The sequence below is a fragment of the Prochlorococcus marinus str. MIT 9201 genome (genome assembly GCF_000759955.1).
Classification (GTDB): domain Bacteria; phylum Cyanobacteriota; class Cyanobacteriia; order PCC-6307; family Cyanobiaceae; genus Prochlorococcus_A; species Prochlorococcus_A marinus_G.
This window is the reverse complement of sequence record NZ_JNAL01000002.1, coordinates 12,856-37,686: the sequence shown is the minus strand read 5'-3', so window position 1 is coordinate 37,686 and position 24,831 is coordinate 12,856. Positions and strand designations below refer to the sequence as shown.

Here is a 24,831-nt window from a genome sequence, read left to right as displayed (position 1 = left end):
TCAAATAAGAAAGATCTTTTCGCACATCACAAGAAAAGTTTCTTAGAATTAATAGAGTTATTTTTAATAAAATGAAAGGCTTAGCCTTAGTTGTAGGCGCAGGTGGAATTGGAACACAACTAGCTAAAGATCTTAATGAAAGTGAAAAAGATTTAGATGTTGTATTGTGTGGAAGAAAAAGTGATTTTCATTCTTTTTGGGAATTAGATATAGAGGATTCTCAATCCCTTTTGCAGTTGAAAAATAAAATATCAAATCATTCTTCAAAATTAAGGCTAGTTATTAATGCTACAGGCAGACTTCATAGTGATTCTCTTCAACCAGAAAAAAGATTACAACATCTTAATAAAAAAAATATGATGGAAAGTTTTTCAATAAATGCCTTTTCTCCTATTTTATTAGCTAAAGCGATTGAAGAATTTATACCAAAAGATTTTAATTTTAATTTTGCAAGTATAAGTGCAAGAGTTGGTAGCATTGGAGATAATCAAACTGGAGGTTGGTATTCATATAGAGCTGCAAAATCTGCGCAAAATCAGTTTTTTAAATCTTTAAGTATTGAATGGGCTAGACGTTTCCCAAAGGCTACTATCACATTGCTTCATCCAGGAACAGTAGATACTGATTTATCTAGACCTTTTCATAAATTTGTTCCGGAACATAAATTATTTAGTAAAGAAAAATCCTCCCAATTCTTGATAAATATTATTAAAAATCAATCACCAGAATCTACAGGAAAATTTATTGCATGGGACAACTTGGAGATACCTTGGTAAACTAAATTTTTTTTATATTAATAGATCTTTAAGTTAATATTTTTTTTATTTCTCTAGCAAGTAAATCAATCTCAGCTTCTGTAGTAATTTGATGTACGCATGCTCTAAACCATTTTGGATCTTCTAAAACCCTAATCCAAATTTTCTTTTCTCCAAGTTTCTTTACAAATTTATCCTTATCTTTAATATTTTCGATATTAAAACTAACAATCCCATTTAAATATTTTTTTTCTAAAACTAATTCAACTCCCTTTGATTGATTTAATTCATCCCAAAGTTTTCCACTTAATTTTTTGATGTTTTTGCTTTTTTCTTTTTCATGGCAGTCTTTATCCAAAAGATCTAAAGAATTCCGGAGCCCAGCAAGTAAAGGAATACAAGAGGTAGCTATTTCAAATTTCCTTGCATCATCATGAAAAAGATTATCTGAAGGCTCATAAATGCCAAGTTCTTTTTTTAATGATTTCCAACCAATTATTGTGGGATCTGTTTCATGAATAAATCTATCTGAGACATAAATGGCTCCAAGTCCTTCTGGTCCACATGCCCATTTATGAGAAGTTATTGAATATAAATCAGAATAAAAAACTTCTTTTTCAATATTTATGTGCCCAAAGGTTTGAGCACCATCAACAAGTAAATAAGAATCTTCTCGATTATTTTTTAATTCAATAGAAATTTGTTTTAAAGGAATTTTATATCCAAAGTTCCACAAGATATGAGAAATAATTAGGATCTTAGTCTTACTATTTAGATTTTTCAAAATTTCTAAAATTATATTTTCGTCGTTTAGATTTTTAATTTTTTGGATTGGCAAAATTTTGAATATTAATTTATTTCTTCTGCAAAATTCTCGACTTGCAGCCACTACACCAGGATGTTCACAGTCACTTATTAACAACTCTTCTCCCTCTTCTACTTTTATTCCCCAAAATGGCAAAATCATACCGGAAGAGATGTTTTCGGTAAAAGCTACATTCTTTGAATTGACACCTAATTTTTGCGCAATGATTCTTTTTGTGGTCAATATTTCTTTGTTAATAAAAGGCCACATATCATTGGTAAATGGTCCTAAATCTTGGATAATTTCCCAAGTTTTAACAATTGCTTCTAGAGAGGATTTTGGTAATGGTCCTTGACCGCCATAGTTGAAATAATACTTATTTTTTAATGCGGTTATTTGATCTCTTAGATTATTTCTCATGGAAATTTATATTATATTTTCAACTCTTGAATTTTTTTAAATATTGCCCACTAAAGTTACTGTTCTAAATTCAATATCCTCAATTACTTTCCAAGGTTCAGCACTCCTTTCTGCAAATTTTAAATTTTTAAATCCTAGTTCTTTAAAATCACTTATAAACTCTGGCTCATACCATGCTCCACTAATACATCCTGTCCATAAATCATGATTATTTTGCAATCTTAAAGGAACTTTTTTGTTAGAGACGATATCGCTAATTGCAATTCTTCCATTATCGTTTAAAACTCTTTTTATATTATTTAGAAGGTTATTTCTAGATTCTGGACTTACCAAGTTTAAAACGCAATTACTTAAAATAATATCAATTGATTTATCTGCTATTAATGGATTTAAATCTTTATCTAATTCATCAAGTTTTTCAATTGAACCTTCTAGAAATTCTGTATTGTTGAAACCTATATTTTTTGTAACTTCTTTAGAGGCTGATCTAGATAAAGAAAGCATGTCAGGATTCTGATCAACTCCAATAACCTTCCCTTCTTTCCCAACAATTTGGGCACAAATGAAAGCATTTTTGCCGCTACCACTTCCAAGATCTAAGACTATATCTTTTTTTTGAACATATTTTGTTGGATCACCACACCCATAGTCTCTTTCTATAACCTCTTGAGGAATTGCTTCAAGTAAAACGGGATTAAACCCAACTGGTGTACAAAGACAACTTTCTTTTTCTTGTGCGGCTGAGCCATATCTTTCTTGAATCGCATCTTTATGATCGAATTGATTAGTTGCTTTATTCGATGTGTTTGTATTACAGCAACTTTCTGACATATTTTTTAAAGAACTCTTGATAAATATAGCCAAAAAAAAGCCCCTGAAAAAGGGGCTTTTAATTTGTTTAATTAAATTATTTAGTGTAATTAACACCTCTGTAATTTAATTCTGCTTTTTCATTACTTGAAGAAGCGTCATCCATTCTGTTGGTGTATACGTTTCTTCTGTAGGTAAGTTCAACAAGTTGCTTTTTAGCAGCTTCTTTGTTTTGAACGTAGTTTTTACCTCTGTAAGTTAAAGTAGTCATGTTTCGATGTGACAACACGGCCATCCCCCGTTCCATGGTATGACTCGAACTGCGCCCTCAAATGAGGGTGAACGAAAAAGTAGCAAATGCTACCAAATTATTATAAGCGTATTTTTAACTGCATGTCTAGCTTTTACATATAGAAACGAAGATTTAATGTTTTTTTAATTATTATCTTAGGTTAACTTTTTTATAAATAGTCTCTAAAAAGGTTTATGTTTATATTTGGTTTAATCTTCATGTAACTATTTATTTATGACAGGTTTTTTATATTTCTTGGGAAATACTTTAAGGTGGCCAGTGTTAAAGCCAAAAGAATTTTTTTCACTACATGCTTATTTTTCAATTATTTATTTGATAACTTTTACTTTGAGTAAATATGATGTAAGCCAATCAAATTTAGTTTTTACTTTAGGAATTCTCGCACCTCTTTTAATAGCTATTGGTCAAGGACTTCCAATTGATTGCCTTGATATGGAATCATCTTTGTTGAAGGAATTAAAAACTAAATAATATATACATATCAGTTAAAAATTTTTATAAAACCTGGACAACTTCGCTTATTTCAGGAATCATTTCTTTTAACTTTCTTTCAATACCCATTTTGAGAGTCATAGTGCTACTTGGGCAACTACCACATGCTCCTTGAAGTCTGACTTTGACAATTGGACCATCTATTTCTGCAATCTCTACATTACCTCCATCAGAAATTAAAAAAGGTCTTAGCTCGTCAAGGACTTTTTCTACATTTTCGTTTGTCAGCGAGAGTGTTTCAGTACTCATAATTTTGGATTAACTTTATAATAAGCCTAGAAAGAAATCTGATTAATTGCAAAAAAGATAATTTTCTGTTGTGACTTCATCTAAAAATCCCACTAATGACAATAGCTACTTTGATGCAGTCTTAGTAGGAGCAGGGATAATGAGTAGTACTTTAGCTCTCTTAATTTCAGAAGTTTTACCAGATATAAAATTTCTTATTATAGAAAAATTAAATGCTCCCGGAAGTGAAAGTACTGGCGCTTTTAATAATGCAGGTACAGGACATGCGGCTAATTGCGAATTAAACTATACCCCTTTAGATCAAAAAGGAAATCTAAAAATAGATAAAGCGCTCTCAATAAATCGTTCTTTTGAAACATCCATGTCTTTATGGGCCTCATTGTATGAAGCAGGGAAAATTGATACTAAGAAGTTTCTAAAATTTATTCCTCATATTAGCTTTGTGTCTGGTCAGGATAATATTTCTTTTTTAAAAAAAAGATTTCAGAAAATGACCGACAATCCTGAATTTACCGATATGGAATTTTCTACATCTTTTGATGAAATTTCATCATGGGCTCCTCTAATAACAAAAGATAGAAATCCATCTACTCAAATAGCTGCTACCAGAATAGGTAGGGGAACTGATATTAATTTTGAGGCTTTAACTAAAGAGTATTTGTCATTAGTTTCCTTAAATAAAAATGTTGAAATTAGATACAAAACAGAATTAGTAGATTTAAAGAAAATTGATAAAAAACAATGGGAAATAGAAATCAGTTCTGATGGTAGAAAAAAATCAATTAGAACTGGCTACGTTTTTCTTGGTGCTGGTGGAAAAACAATTAATTATTTACAAAAATCAAAAATTCCAGAAGCAAAAAGTTATGGTGGATTTCCTGTTAGTGGGAAATGGCTTATTTGCGAGAAAAAAGACTTAACAGAAAAACATAACTCAAAAGTTTATGGTAAAGCCGATATTGGATCGCCTCCAATGTCTGTGCCTCATTTAGACACCAGATGGATTGATAATAAAAAACTTCTTTTGTATGGACCTTTTGCTGGATTTACAACGAAATTTCTAAAACAAAGTTCTTACTTTGACTTATTTAGTTCAATTAAAAAGAATAATATTTTTTCTATGTTAGACGTTGGTTTCAAGAATAACGATTTAATTAATTATCTAATATCACAATCATTAAAGAACCATAACTCAAGAGTTGAGAATTTAAAGAATATGATGCCATCAGCTAATCCTTCTGATTGGTATTTAAAGAATGCTGGTCAAAGAGTCCAAATAATTAAAAAAACTGAAGGTGGTGGTTCTTTGAAATTTGGAACTGAGATTGTAAATTCATCTGATGGATCATTATCTGCTTTGTTGGGAGCCTCTCCGGGAGCAAGTACTGCGGTTTCAATTATGGTTGAGGTTCTAGAAAAATCTGTTTTATTTTTAAACGATAAGCATAATCTTCAGAAAAAAATAAATGACTTAATTTATCCAGAACTTTCAGTCTCCGAAAATTACAGTACCTTCATAAAAGAAATTAAAAAAAGAAATAATTCCATTTTTGGTTTCCATCCATAATTCTAATTAGCTAATATTGATCAAGATGTAATAAGAGGAGAATTTTTCTTTCTATATGACTGATATATCGGTTTCAAAAATTAGAAATTTCTGCATAATTGCTCATATTGACCATGGAAAATCTACCCTTGCAGATAGGTTGCTTCAAGATACTGGTACTGTGCAGCAAAGGGATATGCAAGAACAATTTTTGGACAATATGGATCTTGAAAGAGAGAGAGGAATTACTATCAAGTTACAGGCCGCTAGGATGAAATATAAAGCTGACGATTCCCAAGAATATGTTTTGAACTTAATAGATACTCCAGGGCATGTTGATTTCTCTTATGAGGTTAGTAGATCTCTTCAGGCTTGTGAAGGCGCCTTACTTGTTGTTGATGCAAGTCAAGGAGTGGAAGCTCAAACCTTAGCTAATGTTTATCTTGCATTAGAAAATAATCTTGAAATAATTCCTGTTTTAAATAAAGTTGATTTACCAGGGGCTGATGCTGAAAAAATAAAAAAAGAAATAGAGGAAATTATTGGACTTGATACATCTAATGCAATAAATTGTTCAGCAAAAACTGGAGTTGGTATTAAAGATATTTTGGATGCAATCGTAAGAAGAGTACCTCCTCCTCAAGATGAAATTAAACTACCTACCAAGGCACTGATTTTTGATTCTTATTATGATCCGTACAGGGGAGTTATTGTTTATTTCAGGGTGATATCTGGGTCTCTAAATAAGAGAGAAAAAATATTATTAATGGCAAGTAAGAAAAATTATGAACTGGATGAGATAGGAATAATGGCGCCTGATCAGCAGCAAGTTGATGAATTACATGCAGGAGAAGTTGGTTATTTAGCTGCTTCTATAAAATCAGTTGCTGATGCGAGAGTGGGAGATACGATTACTCTTTTAAATTCACCTGCCAATGATCCTTTGCCAGGATATAAGACAGCAAATCCTATGGTTTTTTGTGGCTTATTCCCGACTGATGCTGATCAATTCCCAGATTTAAGAGTATCACTAGAAAAATTACAATTATCTGATGCAGCTTTAAAATATGAGCCCGAAACCAGTAGCGCAATGGGCTTTGGATTTAGGTGCGGATTCTTAGGACTTCTTCATATGGAGATTGTTCAAGAAAGATTAGAAAGAGAATATGACTTGGATCTAATCGTAACGGCACCATCAGTTATTTATAAAGTTAATTTAAATCAGCAGGAACATATCTTTATTGATAATCCTTCTACAATTCCTGATCCACAACTTAGAGAATCAATAGAAGAGCCTTATGTGAAAATGGAAATTTATGCTCCCAATGAATTTAATGGAACATTAATGGGTTTATGTCAGGAAAGAAGGGGAGTATTTATAGATATGAAATACATAACAACAGATCGAGTTACCTTGATTTACGAAATTCCATTAGCAGAAGTTGTTACAGATTTCTTTGATCAAATGAAAAGTAGAACCCAAGGTTATGCATCAATGGAATATCATTTGATTGGCTATAGAAAAAATGACCTTGTTAGATTAGATGTTCTAATAAATTCAGAAAGAGCAGATCCATTAACTTCTATTGTTCATAAAGATAAGGCTTATGGAATTGGCAGAAGTTTAGTTGAGAAATTAAAAGAACTTATTCCAAAACAACAATTTAAAATACCTATTCAAGCATCAATCGGTAGCAGGATTATTGCAAGTGAAAGCATAAGTGCTTTGCGAAAAGATGTTTTATCTAAATGTTATGGAGGGGATATTTCTAGGAAAAAGAAACTTTTAAAGAAACAAGCCAAAGGTAAAAAGAGGATGAAGGCAATGGGTAAAGTTGAAGTCCCTCAAGAAGCTTTTATGGCAGTCTTGAAATTAAACCAGTAATTTTTTTTAATTTAAAATTTATAGCTATTTATTTTTAAAAGAATTGGTTATATTTCATTTATATCTTTAAAAAAAAGATTTTGGATATTAACTCATTTAATCGTGTCGGCACAAATATCAGAAAAGCTGGATTTTTAATTGTACTTTTTTATCTTCTTGTTGTTTTAATAATGAAATTTTTAGAGGCCAATAATTTTTTTGGCTATTCATTTTCAATGTTAAGCAATGATATCTTTGCTCCTCCTTCTCTTAATCATTTTTGTGGCACAGATAGATTAGGAAGAGATGTTTGCTTAAGAACTTTGCAAGGATCATCATTAGCGATAGAAGTTGTATTCTTAGCTATTCTTTTTTCATTAAGTTTGGGTTTGCCATTGGGATTATTAAGTGGATATTTTGGTGGTTTTTTTGATAAATGCTTATCACTAATAATGGATACTATTTTTTCAATACCTGTAATTTTGCTTTCAGTTGTTGTGGCTTTTGTATTGGGTAAGGGTATTCTTAACGCGGCTTTGGCATTGTGTATTGTTTACTCTCCTCAATATTTTAGATTAATCAGAAATCAGACAATATTGGTTAAATCCGAAACTTATGTGGAGGCAGCTCAAGTTGCAGGAGCTGATGTTAAAAAAATTATTTTTAAATATATTCTCCCAAATGTAATAACACCATTGCCTATTCTGCTTACCCTAAATGCTGCAGATGCTGTTTTGGTATTAGGAAGTTTAGGATTTTTAGGCCTTGGCGTTCCTGCAGATGTCCCAGAGTGGGGAAGTGATTTAAATCTTGCTCTTGCCGCTTTACCTACAGGTATCTGGTGGACGGCTTTGTTCCCAGGTTTGGCAATGTTTTTTTTAGTTTTAGGTCTTTCTTTTATAGGAGAAGACCTTGAAGAAATTTTTGATAATCAAAATTCTGAATAAATTTAGTTATCTGTAATAGGATCAAGTTCTCCTTGATCATTTAACTTTGGATATTCTTTAGCTGATTTTTTATACACCGCAGCTAATTCTGGGTAACACCATTCAAAAAGTGTTTTTTGATATTCATCCATATTTAACCCTTCTCCATTAGAGGGCAATATACCTTTATTTTTTCTTTGGCTAACAGCTTCAAATAATAATATAGAAGCAGCAACTGAAACATTCAGAGATTGAACCATACCTCTCATAGGTATAAAAATTGATTGATCAACCATTGATATTAGTTCATTACTTAGTCCCCATTTTTCTGCTCCTAAAACAAAACATGTATTTTGAGAATAATCAAAATTTCTATAATCTACTGATTCACTATTAAGAGTAGTTCCATATAATTTAAAACCCTTATTCTTTAAATCAGATATTGCCATGATAGTATTTTCATGATTATTCAGTTTTACCCATTTTTGACTTCCTTGAGCAGTACTATTAAAAGTCTTAATGGCATTCTTTTTGCTAATAAAATTTGCTTCGAAAACTCCTGCCGCATCACATGTCCTTAATATCGCAGATAAATTATGTGGCTTATTGACATCCTCAACTAAAACAGTCAAGTTTTTCATTCTGCAATCTAAAACACTTTTGATTCTTTTAAATCTTCTTGGCAAAATTGACATTTATAATTTTTCACACTTTTAAATTATATTCAAAAAATGTTGATTACCTATTAAATCTCTTGGTTTATAATATTTAGGTAGTTTAAATTAACTCAATGGCATACATAGAATGGGACTATACAGTAATAACAAGTATGGTAGAAAAACAAGGGTGGGATTTACCTGATCGTGAATCGGAAGAATGGAATAAATTTAACGATGAATTAGGAGAAAAAATGAGAGGTGTTGGACTTATTTTTGAAAAATATTGTAAATTTACTCCTGATGTAGGAGAAGGAGTTCATCTTCTCGATGACTGATCATAAATAGTTTTAAACCATTGATGTATCCCTTAATCAATGGCTTATTATTTAATAAGATAATATAATTTCACTAAATTAGAACTGGCAATTATTAAGGCTTTATAAAGCTTGTACTCGAAAAAAAAATATTTATTCCACAAAAAAGTTATTTAATTTCTATATTTGAATAAAAATATGAAAAATAAATTAACTTTTTTATTCGATGGTGGTTGTCCACTTTGCTTGAGAGAAACAAATTTTCTTAAAAAAAGAGATACCTTAAATCAAATTTTATTTATAGATATTAATAGTAAGGATTATGATAAAAGTCTTTTTAATGACATCTCATATTTAGAAGCTATGTCAAACCTGCATGGGATTATTGAAAATGGTGAAATTATTAGGGGACTAGATGTACTTGCATATGCTTATGAATTAGTTGGTTTAGGTTGGGTTTATTATCCCTTGAAGATTAAGCTCTTATCTCCATTGTTGAGATTAGTTTACAGATATTGGGCAAAATATAGACTTCAAATTACAGGTAGATCCCATATTGAAAAACTTTGTACCTCACAATGTGAACAATAAATATGGAAAGTATCGATATAGACAGAATAATAGAAATGTGTTGGGAAGATAGAACACCCTTTGAAGCTATCGAGTATCAATTTGGTTTAAAAGAGGAAGATGCGATAAAAATTATGCGTCAAAATCTTAAACCCAAATCTTTCAAAGTCTGGAGAAAGAGAGTTTCAGGAAGAAATACAAAACATATGGCCCTTAAAGATTCAACTAGATTTAAATCTACTCATAAAAGAAAATTATAAATTTTGAAAAATCTTTCTACTAAAACTTGTCCTGTTTGCAATAGGCCGTTTGAGTGGCGTAAAAAATGGAAAAACTGTTGGGATGATGTTATCTACTGTTCAAAAAGATGTAGTAACAGGAAGTCGCAAAGATGAAACAAGTATCAATCATTTTCCCGAATCAACTTTTTAGAGAAAGCCCAATCTTAAAAATAAATTGTGAAGTTTTGATTTTGGAAGACTCATTATTTTTTGGAAATGATAAATTTCATAAATTAATTAACCATAAAAATAAGTTAGTTTTTCATAGAGCATCTATGCTCGCTTATAAAAATTATTTAGAAAAATCTGGCTTTAAAGTTTTATATATCGAAAACAAGAATAATGTTTCTACAATTGATTACTTATCGGAATTTATTAAAAATAAATATCAGAAAATAAATCTCATTGACCCTCATGATTTTTTAATAATGAAGAGGATTAATAATTTTGTTGAAAGTAATAATTTAGCTTTAAATATTTTGCCTTCTCCTATGTTTATGAGCAGTGAAGATATAAAAGATTTATTTGCATCAAATGCAAAAAAACCTCTTATGGGGAGATTTTATGAGAATCAAAGAAAGAGCCAAAAGATATTAGTTAATACTGATGATACACCTGAAGGTGGTAAATGGAGTTTCGATGAAATGAACAGAAAAAAATTACCAAAAGAAATAAACATACCCAATACACCTAAATTACAAAAAAATAAATTTGTAGTTAATGCAGAAAGATCGTTAGCCAATTTTGATATTAAGTTTATTGGAGAAAGTGATAACTTTTTATATCCAACTAATTTTGATGAGGCAGATGAATGGTTAAATGATTTTTTTAAACATAGATTTTTCTTATTTGGAGATTATGAGGATGCTATTTCTAGAGAAAATTCTTTTTTATGGCATAGTTTACTTTCTCCTCTTTTAAATAGCGGCTTATTAACTCCAGATGTGGTAGTAAATAAAGCATTACTTTTTGCAAAAAATAATAATGTTCCTATTAACTCTTTAGAAGGTTTTATTCGTCAAATTATTGGATGGAGAGAATTTATTTGTCTCGTCTATAAAAAGTATGGAACAAAGATGCGAAAAAGTAATTTTTGGGATTTTGAAGATAAGCCAATTCCAGAATCTTTTTATCAGGGAAATACAGGAATTGAACCAGTAGACGTTGTTATAAAAAATATTATTAAATATGGTTATTGTCACCATATTGAGAGGTTAATGATTATTGGTAACTTCATGCTTCTATGTAGAATCCACCCTAATCAAGTTTATAAATGGTTTATGGAAATGTTTATTGATTCCTATGATTGGGTCATGGTCCCAAATGTTTACGGAATGAGTCAGTTCAGTGATGGAGGTATCTTTTCAACAAAACCATATATATCAAGTTCTAATTATGTAAAAAAAATGTCTAATTTTAAAAGTGGTCCATGGTGTGAAATATGGGATGGCTTATTTTGGAAATTTATTAAAGATAATGAAAGCTTTTTTAGAAAGCAATATCGTCTGGCAATGTTAACGAGAAATCTCGATAAAATGTCAGACGAAAAATTAAATAATCACTTAAAAACGGCCGATAAATTTTTAAGAAATATTCAATAAATTAAAAGTAATAAACTAAGTTGGTTTTGAAAAATTAAAAGAATATTATATTATTACGAAATATTACAGAGTGATGTTAATTTATAAAATAAAATTTATCTAATGAAAATTGGAACACTTTTTTAAAAAGTAATTTAACTGGTATTATCACTTTTTCTGAATTAGATTGGATAACTACCCATCAATCGAATTTTACAAGATTGGAGGAATCTATAGCAATTAAGTTAGGAAGAATGCTTGATGCTGGATCAATCAATATTGGTTGCCATTTGAATTCCTGATTAAGTTTTTATTTTACTAATGAAGTATCAAGAAAAAAAAAATTTCGGAAAGAATTCATTCTTTAAATATCTTTCTTTTTTTAGGATTTAATCTATCACTGATTTCTTTCTTAGGTTTTATTTGGTTCAATTCTGCAATTGAAAAATTAGTTTAAATTTTTCAATTTTTTGTATATTAAAGTTAACTTTAGAAATAAATTATATTTTGAGCATAGGATTTTTACAAAGAAAAGCAGCTTGGGAAATTTTATTAAAAGTTAGTTCTGGCGATTTTTCTGATCATGCCCATGAAAAGGTTTTAAGAAATTATCAATTTAATTCTCTCGATATAGCTTTTATTACAGAATTATCTTTTGGATGCATAAGGTATAGGAAATTTCTTGATCTTTGGATGGATCATACATCAAAAATTACTCATAAAAAGCAGCCTCCAAAATTAAGATGGCTTCTACATATAGGTTTATATCAACTATTGAAAATGGATAAAATTCCATTTTCTGCAGCTATTTCTACTACTGTAGAAGTTGCTAAAAAAACAGATTTAAATGGTTTAGCTGGGACTGTAAATGCGATATTGAGAAATGCATCAAGAAAATTAGAACAAAAAATTTTTCCGAAATTATCTTCTGATAAAAAAGAAAGAATTTCATATCTTGAATCATTTCCATTATGGCTTGTGAAGGATCTTTATAAATGGGTCGGTAATAACGAGGGTGAAAATATCGTTAAGTCATTTAATAAAAAACCTTCAATTGATTTGAGAATTAACCAATTAAAAACTAATTTATATGAATTTTTGAAAGTACTTCATGAAAATAAAATTGATGCTGAAATTATTAAGGATTTACATAATGGAATTACTTTAAAATCTAATCCAAGATCTATAAAAAATTTACCAGGATATAGTGATGGACTTTGGACAATTCAAGATAGATCTTCTCAGTGGATAGCACCTCTCTTAAATCCAAAAGAAGGTGAAAAGATTTTAGATGCTTGTGCAGCTCCAGGAAGTAAGTCTACCCACCTAGCAGAATTAACAAATGATAGTGCTGAAATCCTTGCTGTAGATAGATCAGCAAAAAGATTGAAAATACTGCAATCAAATTTGGAAAGGTTAAATTTGAAATCTGTTAATACTCTTAAGGCTGACGCTACGAGTTTGATTGAATTGAATCCTAAGTTTATATCTTATTTTGATAAAATTTTATTAGATGCCCCCTGTTCTGGCATTGGAACTCTATCCAGGAATCCAGATTCTAGATGGTCTTTAAGTAAAGAAAAAATAAAATCTTTAACCTTATTACAGGAAAAACTATTGGAGAGTATTTTTCCTCTTTTGAAAAAAGATGGAACTTTAGTTTATTCAACTTGTACTATTTGTCCCGATGAAAATAATCTTTTAATTGAAAGATTTATTGAAAAAAACAAAGCTTTTAAATTGGTTAGCCAAAAGCAAATTTTACCTAGCTTAGATTATCCTGGGGATGGATTTTATTCTGCAATAATTTCTTATAAATCTTAAAAATATAATTTATTTTTTAATTGGGATTTTATAAATTTCAGCTATAAACTGCTTCCATAAATTTGCTGCATTTCCACTAGATAATTCAGATTCTCTGTTATCGTCGTAACCTATCCAGATCCCTGTTGTAAGATTATAAATGGAACCAATAAACCAGAGATCTTTATTCCCATCAGATGTTCCTGTTTTTCCATAAATTTTCTTTCCTTTAATAGAGGCTGCTTTTGAAGTTCCTTCTTTTACAGATTTTTCAAGAAGTTTATTTATTTTTCTGTTTACTTTTAAATCTAATATTTTCTTGGAAATAGATTTGTTTTCCCAAATAGATTTATTATTAAATGATTCTATTTTTTCAATGATACTAGGGATTTGAATCTTCCCATTATTATTTATTGCAGAATATGCATTTGTAATGTTTAAAAGATTATCTCCAAAAGAACCAATAGCTAATGACGGGAATTCCTTAAACTCTTGCTTATAGCCTAGACCAAATGAATTGGCTAGATTAATAGTTTTTTTTAAGCCGATTTTTTTTGTTATTGATATTGGAACTATGTTGGATGAACTTTTAAATGATTCAATCAAAGATACTAAACCTTTATACTCTTCTGAAAAATTTTTTGGACAATAACTTTCCCAGCATCTTGGAGAGTCCTCAAATTTATCGCTTAATTTTATACCTTCTTTTAAAGCAGCAGCATAAGGAATTATTTTAAAAGTAGAACCTAAAGGTCTTACAGATGAAATTACCCGATTATATTGATTTATTGATGGATTTTTGCTTGTTACCATTGTTCTGATTAGTCCTGTGTTTGATTCTATTGATAATAAGGCAAACTCAATTTCTTTAGGACCCGCATAATTTGAGATTTTTTGGGCTTTTTCTTGCCAATCTTTATTGATTGAAGATTTAATCCTTAAAAACTTAAAATTCTTTTTATTTTTAATTCTTTTATCTGCTTCCTCAAGAATAAACTTTATTAGTAATTGATCATCTAAAAAATTATCAGTTGTTTGATAATTTAAGTTTATTTTCTCTCTAATAGCCTTATTCTTATTTTCGAGAGAAATATACCCATCAATATACATTGATTCAAGAACTTTATTTCTATTTTTAATAGCTAGTTCCAAATTTTTATAAGGTGAATAAATTGATGGAGCTGGAGCTAATCCTGCAATTAATGCGATTTCTGATAAAGTCAATTCATCTATAAGTTTTCCGAAATAAACTTGAGAAGCCTCGTTAACCCCGTATGCTCCTGATCCTAAATAAATATTATTTAAATATAATTTTAAAATTTGATTTTTGTCATATCTCAATTCAAGTATAAGTGATATAAATATTTCTTTGATTTTTCTTTGAAAACTCAAATCATTATTTAGAAAAAGTAATCTAGAAACTTGTTGAGTAATCGTACTTCCTCCTTCCTTAACATAACCACTTCTAATATTTTGAAAAAGTGCACGTGAAATACTTTTTAAATCAATTCCATTATGTTTATAAAATCTTTTATCTTCTGAAGATATAAAAGAATTTGCAAGAAAAAATGGAATTTTATGTTGACTATTATCTATTTCAAATTTGCGGCTTAATTTGCTTAGTATCGCATTATCAGAAGATGATATTACATAAGAATATTTAGTTGCCCGAGAGGTTTTATTTTTAGATATGTCAAATTTTAATGTAGTAAATATTAGGTTATAAACATAAAAAGATATTCCAAAAAAAATAAATATTGGAATGATTAAAACAAAAGATTTGGATTTAATCTTTTGCAACTTAAGCAACTAAAAAACTATGTCCTATTGCTAAAGCCGTAACTAACATTCCAGTTATAAGAAATGGTTGGGCACTCGCTTGATATTTGACATCAAATTTTAGAGGATCTCTTAATAACCACATATCTTGAAATGTAATTTGTGGAACTATCAATAAAACCAATATTACAGAGGCTAAATGTTGACCAATAATAACTAATACTAAAACCATTGCCAATTGAAAAATATCAATCAGTCCTGCACTTATTCTGCTTGCATTTTTAATTCCAAATACTACTGGTAAAGAGTTCAAGCCTAACTTTGAATCTCCTTCAACGCTTTTGAAATCATTAATAACAGCAATACCAAGTCCGGAGAGGCTATAAGCAAGTGTTAGTAATGCTGTCACAACAGTTAATTTCCCAAACAAGGCTTGTCCTGCCCACCAAGGTAAAGCTATATATGATGCGCCTAATGCATAATTTCCAAGCCAACCATTTTGCTTTAATTTAAGAGGTGGAGCAGAATATATATAACTAACAAACGATCCACCTAATGCTAAAAGTAAGACGGAGGGAAAGTTATGTTTAGCATATAAATCTAATAGAAAAGCAACTAATAGGCCTGCGATAAGTAATACCCAGATTTGAATTTTTACATCTTTAATTGAAATTTTCCCAGAAGGAATTGGTCTATTGGGTTCGTTAATTGCATCAATTTCTTTATCAAAAAAATCATTTATCGTTTGCGTATAACCTGCCAGAAGTGGCCCACTCATTAACATGCATGCTAATGAAGCTAAAACATTGCTAAATGTCCATTCAAAATTTCCACTCGCAGCTGCTCCACAGATAACACCCCATATCAAAGGGATCCACGTAATTGGCTTCATTAACTGTATACGAAGTTTCCATATACTTGAAGTTTCAGAGGCACCCTTAATTCCTAGTAGTTGTTTTGGATCATTCACTTTACTCTTTAACCTTTCTCAATTTCTTCTGGAAAAAACCAATTTTGCTCACCATTCTGAAATTTTGCGGTGATTCCAATACTCCTGCCATCTGTCATTTTATAGCCTGTTATTACGGCTTTAGGATTAGAGGATATTTGATCAACTAATTTTGCTGGTAGTCTATCCTTTACTTTGTTAATGTTAATTTTGATTTTACTACCAATTTTTGGTAATAATTTTGTTTCAGCCATAAGAGGTAAAATGGAAGCTATTATGCAAGATTAACAGCATTTGGACAATTTTTATTAAAATGGTTGCTCTTCGTTTAATTCCTTGTTTAGATGTCGCCAATGGCAGAGTCGTTAAAGGTGTAAATTTTGTTAACTTGAGAGACTCAGGTGATCCTGTTGAGTTGGCTTGTAGATATTCTGATGAAGGTGCAGATGAATTGGTATTTTTAGATATTAGAGCAAGTGTGGAAAATCGAAATACATTAATTGACCTTGTTTCTAGGACAGCAAAATCAGTAAAAATCCCCTTTACTGTAGGGGGAGGCATAGATTCTGTTTCTTCTATTAATGATCTTTTAAGAGCAGGAGCGGATAAAGTTAGTTTGAATTCCTCAGCTGTAAGAAATCCTGATTTGATTTATGAAAGTTCTAGAGAATTTGGTACTCAATGCATCGTGATAGCAATTGATGCTAGAAGAAAAGTTAATAAGCTTGGTGAATGGGAGGTATATGTAAAAGGGGGGAGAGAAAATACTGGAATAGATGTATTCAGTTGGGCAAAGAAAGTTGAAGAATTAGGCGCGGGGGAAATATTGCTAACTTCAATGGATGGTGATGGAACGCAAAATGGATATGATTTGCATTTGACAAAATCTGTTGCAAATGTTGTTGATATCCCAGTAATTGCTTCTGGAGGAGCAGGTTCTCTTGAAGATATCTATGATGTTTTCAAAGAAGGAAGGGCATCAGCAGCACTTTTAGCGTCATTACTTCATGATAAGAAACTTACTTTACAAGAAATAAAAACTTTCCTACTCGAAAAAAAACTTCTAATAAGACCATATGAATAAAAAAATAAATTTAATACCAAAAAGAAATAATTTTAAAATTTAAAGATGAAATTCACAAAATCTATCGAAGTCAAAAACATTTTTAATAAAATTTCCTATAAATATGATTTTTTGAATAATCTATTAAGTTTTGGACTACATAAATTATGGAAAAGGAAATTAGTTAATTTATTAAAACCCTTAAATGGTGAAGATTGGGCAGATTTGTGCTGCGGAACTGGAGATTTAGCATTTTTAATTTCTGAGAGAGTTAGTCCAAGTGGTTCAATTACTGGGATTGACAGTGCAGAGGAAATCTTAAATATTGCAATGAAAAAATCTAAGCTAAAAAAAAATAAATTTATTAAGTGGGAAATGAAAGATGTATTAGAAATGAATGATTATTCAAAAAACTTCGATGGAATTTGCATGTCATATGGACTAAGAAATTTGAACAATGTTGAAGAAGGAATAAAAAAAGTTTTTTATCTTTTGAAGGACAAAGGAAGGGCAGGATTTTTGGATTTTAATCATTCAACAAAAAATTCTTTATCTAATATTTTTCAGAAAATTTATTTGAGATTCATTGTAGTAACCATTTCGCGGATTTTTAATTTAGGTCCAGAGTACGAATACATTGAAAAAAGCATAAGAAATTTTCCAAAGAGAAATGAGCTTATAAATATTGCTAAGGAAGTTGGATTTGAAAAAGCTGAATATAGGACTATTTTAGGAGGGCAGATGGGAATATTAATTCTAATTAAACAAAGAATTTAGTTATTTTTTTTTCTCCAACAAAAAGAACACTTTCCCCATCTATTGATTTCGCCCTTTGGAGTCGGTGAATTGCAGAGAGTACAAATGCACATATTATTTTGATGGATTCTACTTGGGTGCTTTGCCCAAACTATATTTGGATTAGTATCTTTAATATTTATATTATTCATTTCGTAATTTTGTATTATTTTTATTTCATTCAAAGTTATTCCAATTTTCTCGATTCTCTCTTTTAATTTATGCTTGTTATAGATTAAAGCTTGCCGCCACTGTGGATGATTTACTGCAATAGTAAGTGTTTTTTTTTCAATATTTAATGGTTTGCATTCTTGAAACAGTTCCAAACCGATTAAGTTCTTCCAGTTTTCGTTAATTTTAGAAAGTTTATCTAAGTCTCCCCAGGATTTTTTGAAATTATCAAGACAATTTTTTAATGGCTGTGGATTCCTTCTGTTCACTATTGGCAAATACTTTTTTTCCAATTTGTAAAATTTACTTATTAAGACTAAAGTTAATCTAATCTCCTAAAAGATGCCCGTTGTTTTAATAAAGAATTTGTGAAAGTTATAGGATCAGCAGCTAAAACAGTTTTTTATTTAAAAAAAATTCAGGGTCAATATCCAAGCTGGAGACTTCTTTACAAAATAAAATGTAAAAGTACCGAAAATGAGCTAACAAACTTGCTTGGATATTCTGAAATAAAGAAAAACCAGCCAGTAGCGATAATCGCAAGAGAACAGTTCTCAGGGGTAGGCCAAAACTTAAAAACTTGGGTTTCTCCTAAAGGCGGGATTTGGTTAAGTGCAGCTTATCCAATATTTTCAAGTGAATTTGCAAGTCAAATATTTAATTTATCTTTAGGTATTAAAATATGTGAAATGCTTAGACAAGAGAATATAAATGTTTGCTTGAAATGGCCAAATGATATTTTTTTTGGTTCAAAAAAGTTGATTGGATTTTTACCAAGAGTGATAACAAGAGGCAAAGAAATTATCTATGTAAGAATAGGTCTTGGCATGAATGTCTTAAATTACACTCCATCAGAGGGTATTTCATTATCAAAAGTACTTCAAACTAATAATATTGATCAACATTATTGGACAGCCAAAGTTCTTAAAGCTTTTCATGATTCAATCGAATGTAATAATGAAAAGGAATATGTGATCAAATCGGCAAATAAGTTCCTAACCAAAAGATTTTTACCTAGCGGTGTTTGTCCTCATACATGGAAAATTAAAGATATTGATAAAAATGGGAATTTAAGGATTGAAAATGAATCTCAGCTGAAGGTACTTAGAAGGTTCTGAATTTAATTAACTTTTAATTCAACTATTCTTCCATCCTTAAATTTGGCTATTTTTTTTGCGCGATTTGCAACTTCATCTTCGTGCGTAACTAAAACTATAGTTATTCCGGATGCATGTAGTTTGTCAAAAAGATCTAGTACATCTTCAGTTGTTTTTGAATCTAGTGCTCCAGTGGGTTCGTCTGCTAACAAAATTGCAGGATTATTGATAATAGCCCTCGCAATAGCAACTCGTTGTTGTTGACCACCGGATAATTGGTTGGGACGATTATTCATTCTTTCAGAAAGACCAACTTTTTCTAAGGCATTCTTACCTCGCTCTAATCTTTGTTCAGGCTCAATACCAGCATAAATCATCGGTAAAATTACGTTCTCAAGAGCTGTTGCGTCTGAAAGAAGATGAAATTGTTGAAAAACGAAGCCTAATTTTTGGTTACGTATTTCCGCTAGCTCATCATCAGATAAATTCTCAACAGGGATACCATTTAATTTATAAACACCTCCAGAGGGTCTATCTAGACATCCAATAATATTCATAGCAGTACTTTTTCCTGAGCCACTAGCTCCCATTACAGCTAAATAATCGCCTTTATAAATTTCTAAATTTATGCTGTCTAGGGCTTTAACAGTTAGATCCTCTTTCCCATATGTTTTAGATATATTTTCTAAACTTGCGACTTTCTTGGACATTTATTAAAAATACTTCTAGGAAATATTGTTTGCTATAGCAATAATATCTTGTAAGAAAGGAGTTTCTGAAACTGCTGTGTTGGCTAATTTAAAAAAAGGATTAGATAGAATGCCTCCAAGAGCAGTAACCGCAACGCAAGTGTAAAGTGCAATTCTCAAGGGAGGTAATCCTACGATTCCCCAATTAATTTCAGGATATGATTTAACTATTTCAGAAGCTTCCTTTGGTTCTTTAACTACCATCATTTTTATAACTGAGATGTAGTAATAAATAGATATAACTGAAGTTACTAATCCAACGATTACTAATAGATATTGATGATTTGCCCACCCTGCAAAGAACAAGTAGATCTTTCCAAAAAATCCCAACATTGGAGGTAAACCTCCAAGAGATAGAAGACAAAGGCTTAATCCTAATGTAATCAGAGGGTCTTTTTGGTAAAGTCCTGAGTAATCAAGAATTTTGTCAGAACCAGTTCTAAGTGAGAAAAGTATTACACATGAAAATGCTCCCAGATTCATAAATAAATATGCAGCCAAATATAAAACAGCAGCTGATAAACCATCTTGTGTCCCAGATACTATTCCAATCATTACAAATCCTGCTTGTCCAATAGAACTGTAAGCTAGCATCCTTTTCATTGAGGTTTGAGCTAAAGCTACAACATTTCCTAGAGCCATACTCAGGATGGCCAAAATAGTGAATAAAAGTTTCCATTCCTCATCGAACGAAGAGAAAGAAGTGCTTAATATTCTTATCGCGAATGCAAATCCTGCTGTCTTTGAGCCAACAGATAAAAAAGCAACTACAGGTGTAGGTGATCCTTCATAGACATCAGGAGTCCATTGATGGAAGGGAACTGCTGCAATTTTAAAAGCGACAGTTGATAAGACAAATACAAGAGCTAGAGAAGTAATAAAGGAGGGTTTATTTATAATTTCTAAACCAATTGTTGTTAAGTTTGTTGAACCACTTAATCCATAAAGAAAAGAGGAGCCATACAAATAGACTGCAGCAGCAGCTGACCCAACAAGCAAGTATTTTAGAGCAGCTTCTGAACTTCTTGGATCTCTCTTGAGATAACCAGAAAGTAAATAGCTCGCTACTGATAAAGTTTCAAGAGATATGAATACACTAATAAGGTCAGTAGATCCACACAAAAGCATTGCCCCAAGAGTTGCCGAAAGAATAATCGCTGCAAATTCGCCAATAGGGCTGCCACTTTGTTCTGTGTAACGCCAGCTTATGAGTAAAGAAATTAATGTTGATAAAGCTATTATTGCTCTAAATGCGATTGCTAAATTATCTGAATTAAAGGATCCAAGAAATGAACTATTTACTGGGTTAGTCCATTGCAAGGCTAAACTTAAAAGAGAGCTGCCAATTGAAAAATAGCAAATTATTGGAGCCCATTTTGATGCAGTTTTTTCTCCTGCTAAATCTACAAGAAGAGTACCAACAATACCTAGTAAGATAAAAGCCTCTGGAATAATTGCTTGTGCATTTAAATTAATTGTAAAGATTTCGTTGGGCACTTTAATAAATAGAATTAAATTAGATGATTGATTGTAACGGTCAAAGAGTTAATCTTAACTTGATTATAATTTGTGGGTATGACTTTTGAAATTTTCAAGAGAAATTGCTTGAAAAAGTTTCAAATAATCATAATATGCCCTAACTGAACAAAAACACCAATTTTTTGAAATAAACCTTGGATCACACACTTGTTATTGTTGAAAGTCCCACCAAAGCAAAAACTATAAGAAAGTTTTTGCCTTCAAATTATGAAGTTCTTGCTTCAATGGGACATGTAAGAGATCTTCCAAAAGGGGCGGCTGAAATCCCTGCTGCAGTTAAAAAGGAAAAATGGTCAAGGATAGGAGTAAATACAACGGAAGATTTTGAACCACTTTATATAGTTCCAAAAGATAAGAAAAAGGTTGTTAAGGAGCTGAAAGATGCTTTGAAAGGCGCTACCCAACTATTACTGGCAACTGATGAAGATAGAGAAGGAGAGAGTATTAGCTGGCATCTTCTGCAAATACTGAAGCCTAAAATACCAACTAAAAGAATGGTTTTTCATGAAATTACAAAAAAGGCAATTAATAAAGCTTTAGATCAAACAAGAGAAATTGATATGGAGCTTGTTCAGGCTCAAGAAACCAGAAGAATTTTGGATAGGCTTTTTGGATATGAATTATCTCCTTTACTTTGGAAGAAGGTAGCCCCCAGATTATCTGCTGGTCGTGTTCAATCAGTTTCTGTAAGACTTCTTGTTAGGAGAGAGAGAGAAAGAAGATCTTTTAAAAAAGCTAGTTACTGGGGGATTAAAGCTTCCCTGGTAAAAGATAATGTTACTTTCGAAACTAAATTATTTAGTTTAAAGGGTCAGAGAATCTCTAATGGTTCCGATTTCGATGAACAGACCGGCAAATTAAAACAAGGAAATAAATCTTTAATAATTGGAGAGGATAAAGTAAATGATTTATTGAAGAATTTTTCCTCCGAGGATTGGATAGTCTCAAATATCGAAAAAAAACCATCCACTCGTAAGCCAGTGCCTCCATTTACAACGAGTACATTGCAACAGGAATCAAATAGAAAGCTACGCTTGTCCGCAAGAGAAACAATGAGATGTGCACAAGGGTTGTATGAGAGAGGTTTCATAACATATATGAGGACTGATTCAGTTCATCTTTCAGAACAAGCTACAAGAGCGGCTAGAGAATGTGTCAGTTCTATGTATGGAAAAGAATACCTATCTAATTCACCAAGACAATTTAATTCAACTGCAAGAAATGCTCAAGAAGCACATGAAGCTATTAGGCCAGCAGGTGAGGTATTTAAAACACCAAAGGAAACTAATCTGACTGGTAGAGACCTATCTCTTTACGATTTAATTTGGAAAAGAACTGTAGCTAGTCAAATGGCTGAAGCTAGGTTAACAATGATTAATGCTGAAATTAGCGTGGGGGATGGATTATTTAAATCGAGCGGGAAAAGTATTGATTTCGCAGGATTCTTCAGAGCTTATGTCGAGGGAAGTGATGACCCAAGTTCATCCCTTGAACAACAAGAAATTATTCTCCCAAACCTAACAACTGGAACAAGTCTTGAAGTTACGCATAGAGAATCTACTTTTCATGAAACCAAACCGCCGGCAAGATATACAGAGGCTGCTTTAGTAAAAGTTCTTGAAAAGGAAGGGATTGGAAGACCTTCTACGTATGCAAGCATTATTGGGACAATTGTGGATAGAGGTTATGCAAATATATCTTCAAATACTTTGGCTCCAACGTTTACAGCTTTTGCTGTTACCGCTCTATTAGAAGAACATTTTCCTGATCTGGTTGATACTACTTTTACTGCAAAAATGGAGTCTTCATTGGATGAAATATCTTCAGGCAATCTTGAGTGGCTACCATACCTCGAAACTTTCTATAAAGGTAAAAATGGTTTGGAGGTAAAGGTTCAGAAAACAGAGGGTGATATTGATGGTAAAGCTTATAGACAAGTTGATTTCGAAGACCTTCCTTGCGTTGTCAGAATAGGCTCTAACGGACCTTGGCTAGAGGGTACAAAAATTGATGAATCTGGTAATGAAATTCAGGCGAAAGGTAATCTTCCAATGGACATTACTCCTGGAGATTTAGACATAAAGCAAGTTGATCAAATCTTAAGTGGCCCATCGGATCTTGGAACTGATCCAAAAACTGGGGAAAAAGTCTTTTTAAGATTTGGCCCTTACGGACCTTATGTACAATTGGGAAATAATGATCAAGATAAAGCTAAACCAAGAAGAGCTTCATTACCCAAAGAGTTGAAAACTGATGATCTAACTCTAGATGAGGCTCTTGTACTTTTAAGTTTGCCTAGATTGTTAGGAGTTCATCCTGAAGGAGGAGTTGTTGAGGCTGATAGAGGAAGATTTGGCCCTTATATCAAGTGGATTAAAAATGAAAATGAATCTGAAAATAGATCCCTAAAGAAAGAGGATGATGTTTTTACAGTTGATATAGAACGAGCATTAGAAATTCTTGCGATGCCAAAAATGGGTAGAGGAGGTCAAGAGGTACTTAAAGACTTTGGAAAACCGAAAGAATTTAAAGAAAAAATTCAAATATTAAATGGAAGATATGGCGTCTATTTAAAATGTGGTAAAACTAATGTTTCGATTTCCAAAGATACTGACATTGAAAAAATTACGATAGATGACGCAGTATCTCTTTTAGAAGAAAAACTAAAAGATAAAAAAGGCTCAATTTTAAAAAAAACAAAAATTAGCAATAAAAAAACTAAAAGGAAAAAGAAAAGTTAGAAAAAATATGATTTTTAAAAAAAAAGAATTTTTTTTATTAATTTTTTTAATTTTCTTGCAATCATGCTCTGGAGGAAGGATTGGAAATTTTCTTGAAAGTAGTTTTAATGATTTAGAAAAAACAAACAAAAATAAAGATTTACAAAATAATTTATTAAATAAAAAAGATATAAATTTAGAAAAAGAGAACAAAAAATTTGATAATAAAAAAAATATAAATTTAGAAAAAGAGAACAAAAAATTTGATAATAAAAAAAATAAAAAAATTAAAGAAGTAGAAAAGCCAAAAAATGTTCCAGAAAATAAAAAAGATATAAATTTAGAAAAAGAGAAAAAAAAATTTGATGATAAAAAAAATAAAAAAATTAATAATCTTTCAAAAAAAAGAAAAATTGAGCTTCAAACTTACAAAATAATATTAATTTTAAAAGATGTAGATCCAAAAGATCCCACGGAAGAGTTAAGTTCCATATTAAGTAATTCTGAGGTAAATTTTGAAATAGAAAAGATTGAACGTATCTTAGATTCAGAAAATAAAAGTATGAATAAAAATTAATTAAA

General features: G+C 30.9%; 27 protein-coding genes. 16 read left to right on the top strand and 11 right to left on the bottom strand.

The window, feature by feature from the left end; genetic code table 11:
- Window positions 1–71 precede the first annotated feature (71 nt).
- Complete coding sequence (locus tag EU95_RS08430) at window positions 72–776, top strand: SDR family NAD(P)-dependent oxidoreductase (RefSeq protein WP_032521309.1); 705 nt, start codon at window positions 72–74, stop codon at window positions 774–776.
- Window positions 777–804: 28 nt separating this feature from the next.
- On the opposite strand, the gene EU95_RS08435 is transcribed toward EU95_RS08430, so the two are convergent.
- The 3 genes from EU95_RS08435 to EU95_RS09360 form a co-directional block, all read right to left on the bottom strand.
- Window positions 805–1,980: an aminotransferase class V-fold PLP-dependent enzyme gene (locus EU95_RS08435; RefSeq protein ID WP_032521308.1), complete on the bottom strand. Its 1,176-nt coding sequence runs from the start codon at window positions 1,978–1,980 to the stop codon at window positions 805–807.
- A gap of 36 nt (window positions 1,981–2,016) precedes the next feature.
- Window positions 2,017–2,811 carry a methyltransferase domain-containing protein gene (locus EU95_RS08440; RefSeq protein ID WP_032521329.1) on the bottom strand — a complete coding sequence of 265 codons (795 nt, stop codon included), beginning with the start codon at window positions 2,809–2,811 and terminating at the stop codon, window positions 2,017–2,019.
- A gap of 76 nt (window positions 2,812–2,887) precedes the next feature.
- Entirely contained in the window at window positions 2,888–3,061 is a 174-nt protein-coding gene (locus EU95_RS09360) for a DUF4278 domain-containing protein (RefSeq protein ID WP_071813219.1), read from the bottom strand.
- A gap of 255 nt (window positions 3,062–3,316) precedes the next feature.
- Here EU95_RS09360 and EU95_RS08445 point away from each other — a divergent pair, with 255 nt between their 5' ends.
- Entirely contained in the window at window positions 3,317–3,574 is a 258-nt protein-coding gene (locus tag EU95_RS08445; protein ID WP_011375974.1) for a hypothetical protein, read from the top strand.
- A 24-nt stretch (window positions 3,575–3,598) separates the two neighbouring features.
- On the opposite strand, the gene EU95_RS08450 is transcribed toward EU95_RS08445, so the two are convergent.
- A complete protein-coding gene (locus EU95_RS08450; RefSeq protein WP_002805305.1) occupies window positions 3,599–3,844 on the bottom strand; it encodes a NifU family protein in 246 nt (81 codons plus the stop codon).
- Window positions 3,845–3,914: 70 nt separating this feature from the next.
- On the opposite strand from EU95_RS08450, the gene EU95_RS08455 reads away from it, so the two are divergent.
- From EU95_RS08455 to EU95_RS08465, 3 genes are all read left to right on the top strand, one after another.
- Window positions 3,915–5,411, top strand: coding sequence for a malate:quinone oxidoreductase (locus EU95_RS08455; protein ID WP_032521307.1), 1,497 nt, complete (start codon window positions 3,915–3,917; stop codon window positions 5,409–5,411).
- Between the two features lie 55 nt (window positions 5,412–5,466).
- The gene (gene lepA, locus EU95_RS08460; protein ID WP_032521306.1) at window positions 5,467–7,275 is read left to right on the top strand and encodes a translation elongation factor 4; all 1,809 of its coding nucleotides are present in this window, start codon (window positions 5,467–5,469) and stop codon (window positions 7,273–7,275) included.
- A gap of 170 nt (window positions 7,276–7,445) precedes the next feature.
- Window positions 7,446–8,201, top strand: a complete 756-nt coding sequence (locus EU95_RS08465) for an ABC transporter permease (protein ID WP_025887576.1) — start codon at window positions 7,446–7,448, stop codon at window positions 8,199–8,201.
- Window positions 8,202–8,203: 2 nt separating this feature from the next.
- Here EU95_RS08465 and trmH read toward each other — a convergent pair whose 3' ends face one another.
- Window positions 8,204–8,875 carry a tRNA (guanosine(18)-2'-O)-methyltransferase TrmH gene (gene trmH / locus EU95_RS08470; protein WP_032521305.1) on the bottom strand — a complete coding sequence of 224 codons (672 nt, stop codon included), beginning with the start codon at window positions 8,873–8,875 and terminating at the stop codon, window positions 8,204–8,206.
- Window positions 8,876–8,970: 95 nt separating this feature from the next.
- On the opposite strand from trmH, the gene EU95_RS08475 reads away from it, so the two are divergent.
- The 6 genes from EU95_RS08475 (at window position 8,971) to EU95_RS08495 (ending at window position 13,408) form a co-directional block, all read left to right on the top strand.
- On the top strand, window positions 8,971–9,174 hold the full coding sequence (locus EU95_RS08475) for a hypothetical protein (RefSeq protein ID WP_011817930.1): 204 nt from the start codon (window positions 8,971–8,973) through the stop codon (window positions 9,172–9,174).
- 177 nt (window positions 9,175–9,351) lie between these two features.
- Complete coding sequence (locus tag EU95_RS08480) at window positions 9,352–9,744, top strand: thiol-disulfide oxidoreductase DCC family protein (RefSeq protein WP_032521304.1); 393 nt, start codon at window positions 9,352–9,354, stop codon at window positions 9,742–9,744.
- 2 nt (window positions 9,745–9,746) lie between these two features.
- Window positions 9,747–9,983: a TIGR03643 family protein gene (locus EU95_RS08485; protein ID WP_002806923.1), complete on the top strand. Its 237-nt coding sequence runs from the start codon at window positions 9,747–9,749 to the stop codon at window positions 9,981–9,983.
- A 3-nt stretch (window positions 9,984–9,986) separates the two neighbouring features.
- Window positions 9,987–10,118, top strand: coding sequence for a DUF2256 domain-containing protein (locus tag EU95_RS09355; RefSeq protein WP_071813202.1), 132 nt, complete (start codon window positions 9,987–9,989; stop codon window positions 10,116–10,118).
- Window positions 10,115–11,605 (top strand): cryptochrome/photolyase family protein, encoded by a 1,491-nt coding sequence (locus EU95_RS08490; RefSeq protein WP_032521303.1) that lies wholly within the window; start codon window positions 10,115–10,117, stop codon window positions 11,603–11,605. The genes EU95_RS09355 and EU95_RS08490 overlap by 4 nt, the downstream gene beginning before the upstream one ends.
- 486 nt (window positions 11,606–12,091) lie before the next feature.
- Window positions 12,092–13,408: a 16S rRNA (cytosine(967)-C(5))-methyltransferase gene (locus EU95_RS08495; RefSeq protein WP_032521302.1), complete on the top strand. Its 1,317-nt coding sequence runs from the start codon at window positions 12,092–12,094 to the stop codon at window positions 13,406–13,408.
- Between the two features lie 9 nt (window positions 13,409–13,417).
- Here the strand turns inward: EU95_RS08495 and EU95_RS08500 are convergent, their stop codons facing one another.
- The 3 genes from EU95_RS08500 to petP are packed head-to-tail and all read right to left on the bottom strand — an operon-like array spanning window position 13,418 to window position 16,369.
- Window positions 13,418–15,187 carry a transglycosylase domain-containing protein gene (locus EU95_RS08500; protein WP_032521328.1) on the bottom strand — a complete coding sequence of 590 codons (1,770 nt, stop codon included), beginning with the start codon at window positions 15,185–15,187 and terminating at the stop codon, window positions 13,418–13,420.
- Window position 15,188: 1 nt separating this feature from the next.
- Window positions 15,189–16,136: a chlorophyll synthase ChlG gene (gene chlG, locus EU95_RS08505; RefSeq protein ID WP_032521301.1), complete on the bottom strand. Its 948-nt coding sequence runs from the start codon at window positions 16,134–16,136 to the stop codon at window positions 15,189–15,191.
- Between the two features lie 8 nt (window positions 16,137–16,144).
- Entirely contained in the window at window positions 16,145–16,369 is a 225-nt protein-coding gene (gene petP / locus EU95_RS08510; RefSeq protein WP_032521300.1) for a cytochrome b6f subunit PetP, read from the bottom strand.
- Window positions 16,370–16,428: 59 nt separating this feature from the next.
- On the opposite strand from petP, the gene hisF reads away from it, so the two are divergent.
- Entirely contained in the window at window positions 16,429–17,199 is a 771-nt protein-coding gene (hisF, locus tag EU95_RS08515; RefSeq protein ID WP_032521299.1) for an imidazole glycerol phosphate synthase subunit HisF, read from the top strand.
- A gap of 45 nt (window positions 17,200–17,244) precedes the next feature.
- Window positions 17,245–17,955: a bifunctional demethylmenaquinone methyltransferase/2-methoxy-6-polyprenyl-1,4-benzoquinol methylase UbiE gene (gene ubiE / locus EU95_RS08520; protein WP_032521298.1), complete on the top strand. Its 711-nt coding sequence runs from the start codon at window positions 17,245–17,247 to the stop codon at window positions 17,953–17,955.
- On the opposite strand, the gene EU95_RS08525 is transcribed toward ubiE, so the two are convergent.
- Window positions 17,952–18,413 (bottom strand): DUF721 domain-containing protein, encoded by a 462-nt coding sequence (locus tag EU95_RS08525; protein WP_032521327.1) that lies wholly within the window; start codon window positions 18,411–18,413, stop codon window positions 17,952–17,954. The genes ubiE and EU95_RS08525 overlap by 4 nt on opposite strands.
- A gap of 99 nt (window positions 18,414–18,512) precedes the next feature.
- Here EU95_RS08525 and EU95_RS08530 point away from each other — a divergent pair, with 99 nt between their 5' ends.
- Complete coding sequence (locus EU95_RS08530; RefSeq protein ID WP_032521297.1) at window positions 18,513–19,262, top strand: biotin--[acetyl-CoA-carboxylase] ligase; 750 nt, start codon at window positions 18,513–18,515, stop codon at window positions 19,260–19,262.
- Window positions 19,263–19,264: 2 nt separating this feature from the next.
- On the opposite strand, the gene EU95_RS08535 is transcribed toward EU95_RS08530, so the two are convergent.
- Both EU95_RS08535 and EU95_RS08540 read right to left on the bottom strand, forming a co-directional pair.
- A complete protein-coding gene (locus EU95_RS08535; protein WP_032521296.1) occupies window positions 19,265–19,951 on the bottom strand; it encodes an ABC transporter ATP-binding protein in 687 nt (228 codons plus the stop codon).
- A gap of 15 nt (window positions 19,952–19,966) precedes the next feature.
- A complete protein-coding gene (locus tag EU95_RS08540; protein ID WP_032521295.1) occupies window positions 19,967–21,487 on the bottom strand; it encodes an NAD(P)H-quinone oxidoreductase subunit N in 1,521 nt (506 codons plus the stop codon).
- Between the two features lie 176 nt (window positions 21,488–21,663).
- Here EU95_RS08540 and topA point away from each other — a divergent pair, with 176 nt between their 5' ends.
- Window positions 21,664–24,270, top strand: a complete 2,607-nt coding sequence (gene topA, locus EU95_RS08545; protein WP_032521294.1) for a type I DNA topoisomerase — start codon at window positions 21,664–21,666, stop codon at window positions 24,268–24,270.
- Window positions 24,271–24,277: 7 nt separating this feature from the next.
- Complete coding sequence (locus tag EU95_RS08550; RefSeq protein WP_032521293.1) at window positions 24,278–24,826, top strand: hypothetical protein; 549 nt, start codon at window positions 24,278–24,280, stop codon at window positions 24,824–24,826.
- Window positions 24,827–24,831: the final 5 nt, after the last annotated feature.

What these genes read in the sequence shown, in the direction of transcription:
- petP (WP_032521300.1), bottom strand. Translation starts at nt 16,369, where the DNA reads ATGGCTGAAACAAAATTATTACCAAAAATTGGTAGTAAAATCAAAATT.
- EU95_RS08550 (WP_032521293.1), top strand. Translation starts at nt 24,278, where the DNA reads ATGATTTTTAAAAAAAAAGAATTTTTTTTATTAATTTTTTTAATTTTC.
- EU95_RS08435 (WP_032521308.1), bottom strand. Translation starts at nt 1,980, where the DNA reads ATGAGAAATAATCTAAGAGATCAAATAACCGCATTAAAAAATAAGTAT.
- ubiE (WP_032521298.1), top strand. Translation starts at nt 17,245, where the DNA reads ATGAAATTCACAAAATCTATCGAAGTCAAAAACATTTTTAATAAAATT.
- EU95_RS08440 (WP_032521329.1), bottom strand. Translation starts at nt 2,811, where the DNA reads ATGTCAGAAAGTTGCTGTAATACAAACACATCGAATAAAGCAACTAAT.
- EU95_RS08535 (WP_032521296.1), bottom strand. Translation starts at nt 19,951, where the DNA reads ATGTCCAAGAAAGTCGCAAGTTTAGAAAATATATCTAAAACATATGGG.
- EU95_RS08465 (WP_025887576.1), top strand. Translation starts at nt 7,446, where the DNA reads ATGAAATTTTTAGAGGCCAATAATTTTTTTGGCTATTCATTTTCAATG.
- hisF (WP_032521299.1), top strand. Translation starts at nt 16,429, where the DNA reads ATGGTTGCTCTTCGTTTAATTCCTTGTTTAGATGTCGCCAATGGCAGA.
- EU95_RS08475 (WP_011817930.1), top strand. Translation starts at nt 8,971, where the DNA reads ATGGCATACATAGAATGGGACTATACAGTAATAACAAGTATGGTAGAA.
- trmH (WP_032521305.1), bottom strand. Translation starts at nt 8,875, where the DNA reads ATGTCAATTTTGCCAAGAAGATTTAAAAGAATCAAAAGTGTTTTAGAT.
- EU95_RS08450 (WP_002805305.1), bottom strand. Translation starts at nt 3,844, where the DNA reads ATGAGTACTGAAACACTCTCGCTGACAAACGAAAATGTAGAAAAAGTC.
- lepA (WP_032521306.1), top strand. Translation starts at nt 5,467, where the DNA reads ATGACTGATATATCGGTTTCAAAAATTAGAAATTTCTGCATAATTGCT.
- EU95_RS08445 (WP_011375974.1), top strand. Translation starts at nt 3,317, where the DNA reads ATGACAGGTTTTTTATATTTCTTGGGAAATACTTTAAGGTGGCCAGTG.
- EU95_RS08490 (WP_032521303.1), top strand. Translation starts at nt 10,115, where the DNA reads ATGAAACAAGTATCAATCATTTTCCCGAATCAACTTTTTAGAGAAAGC.
- EU95_RS09360 (WP_071813219.1), bottom strand. Translation starts at nt 3,061, where the DNA reads ATGACTACTTTAACTTACAGAGGTAAAAACTACGTTCAAAACAAAGAA.
- EU95_RS08480 (WP_032521304.1), top strand. Translation starts at nt 9,352, where the DNA reads ATGAAAAATAAATTAACTTTTTTATTCGATGGTGGTTGTCCACTTTGC.
- EU95_RS08485 (WP_002806923.1), top strand. Translation starts at nt 9,747, where the DNA reads ATGGAAAGTATCGATATAGACAGAATAATAGAAATGTGTTGGGAAGAT.
- EU95_RS08430 (WP_032521309.1), top strand. Translation starts at nt 72, where the DNA reads ATGAAAGGCTTAGCCTTAGTTGTAGGCGCAGGTGGAATTGGAACACAA.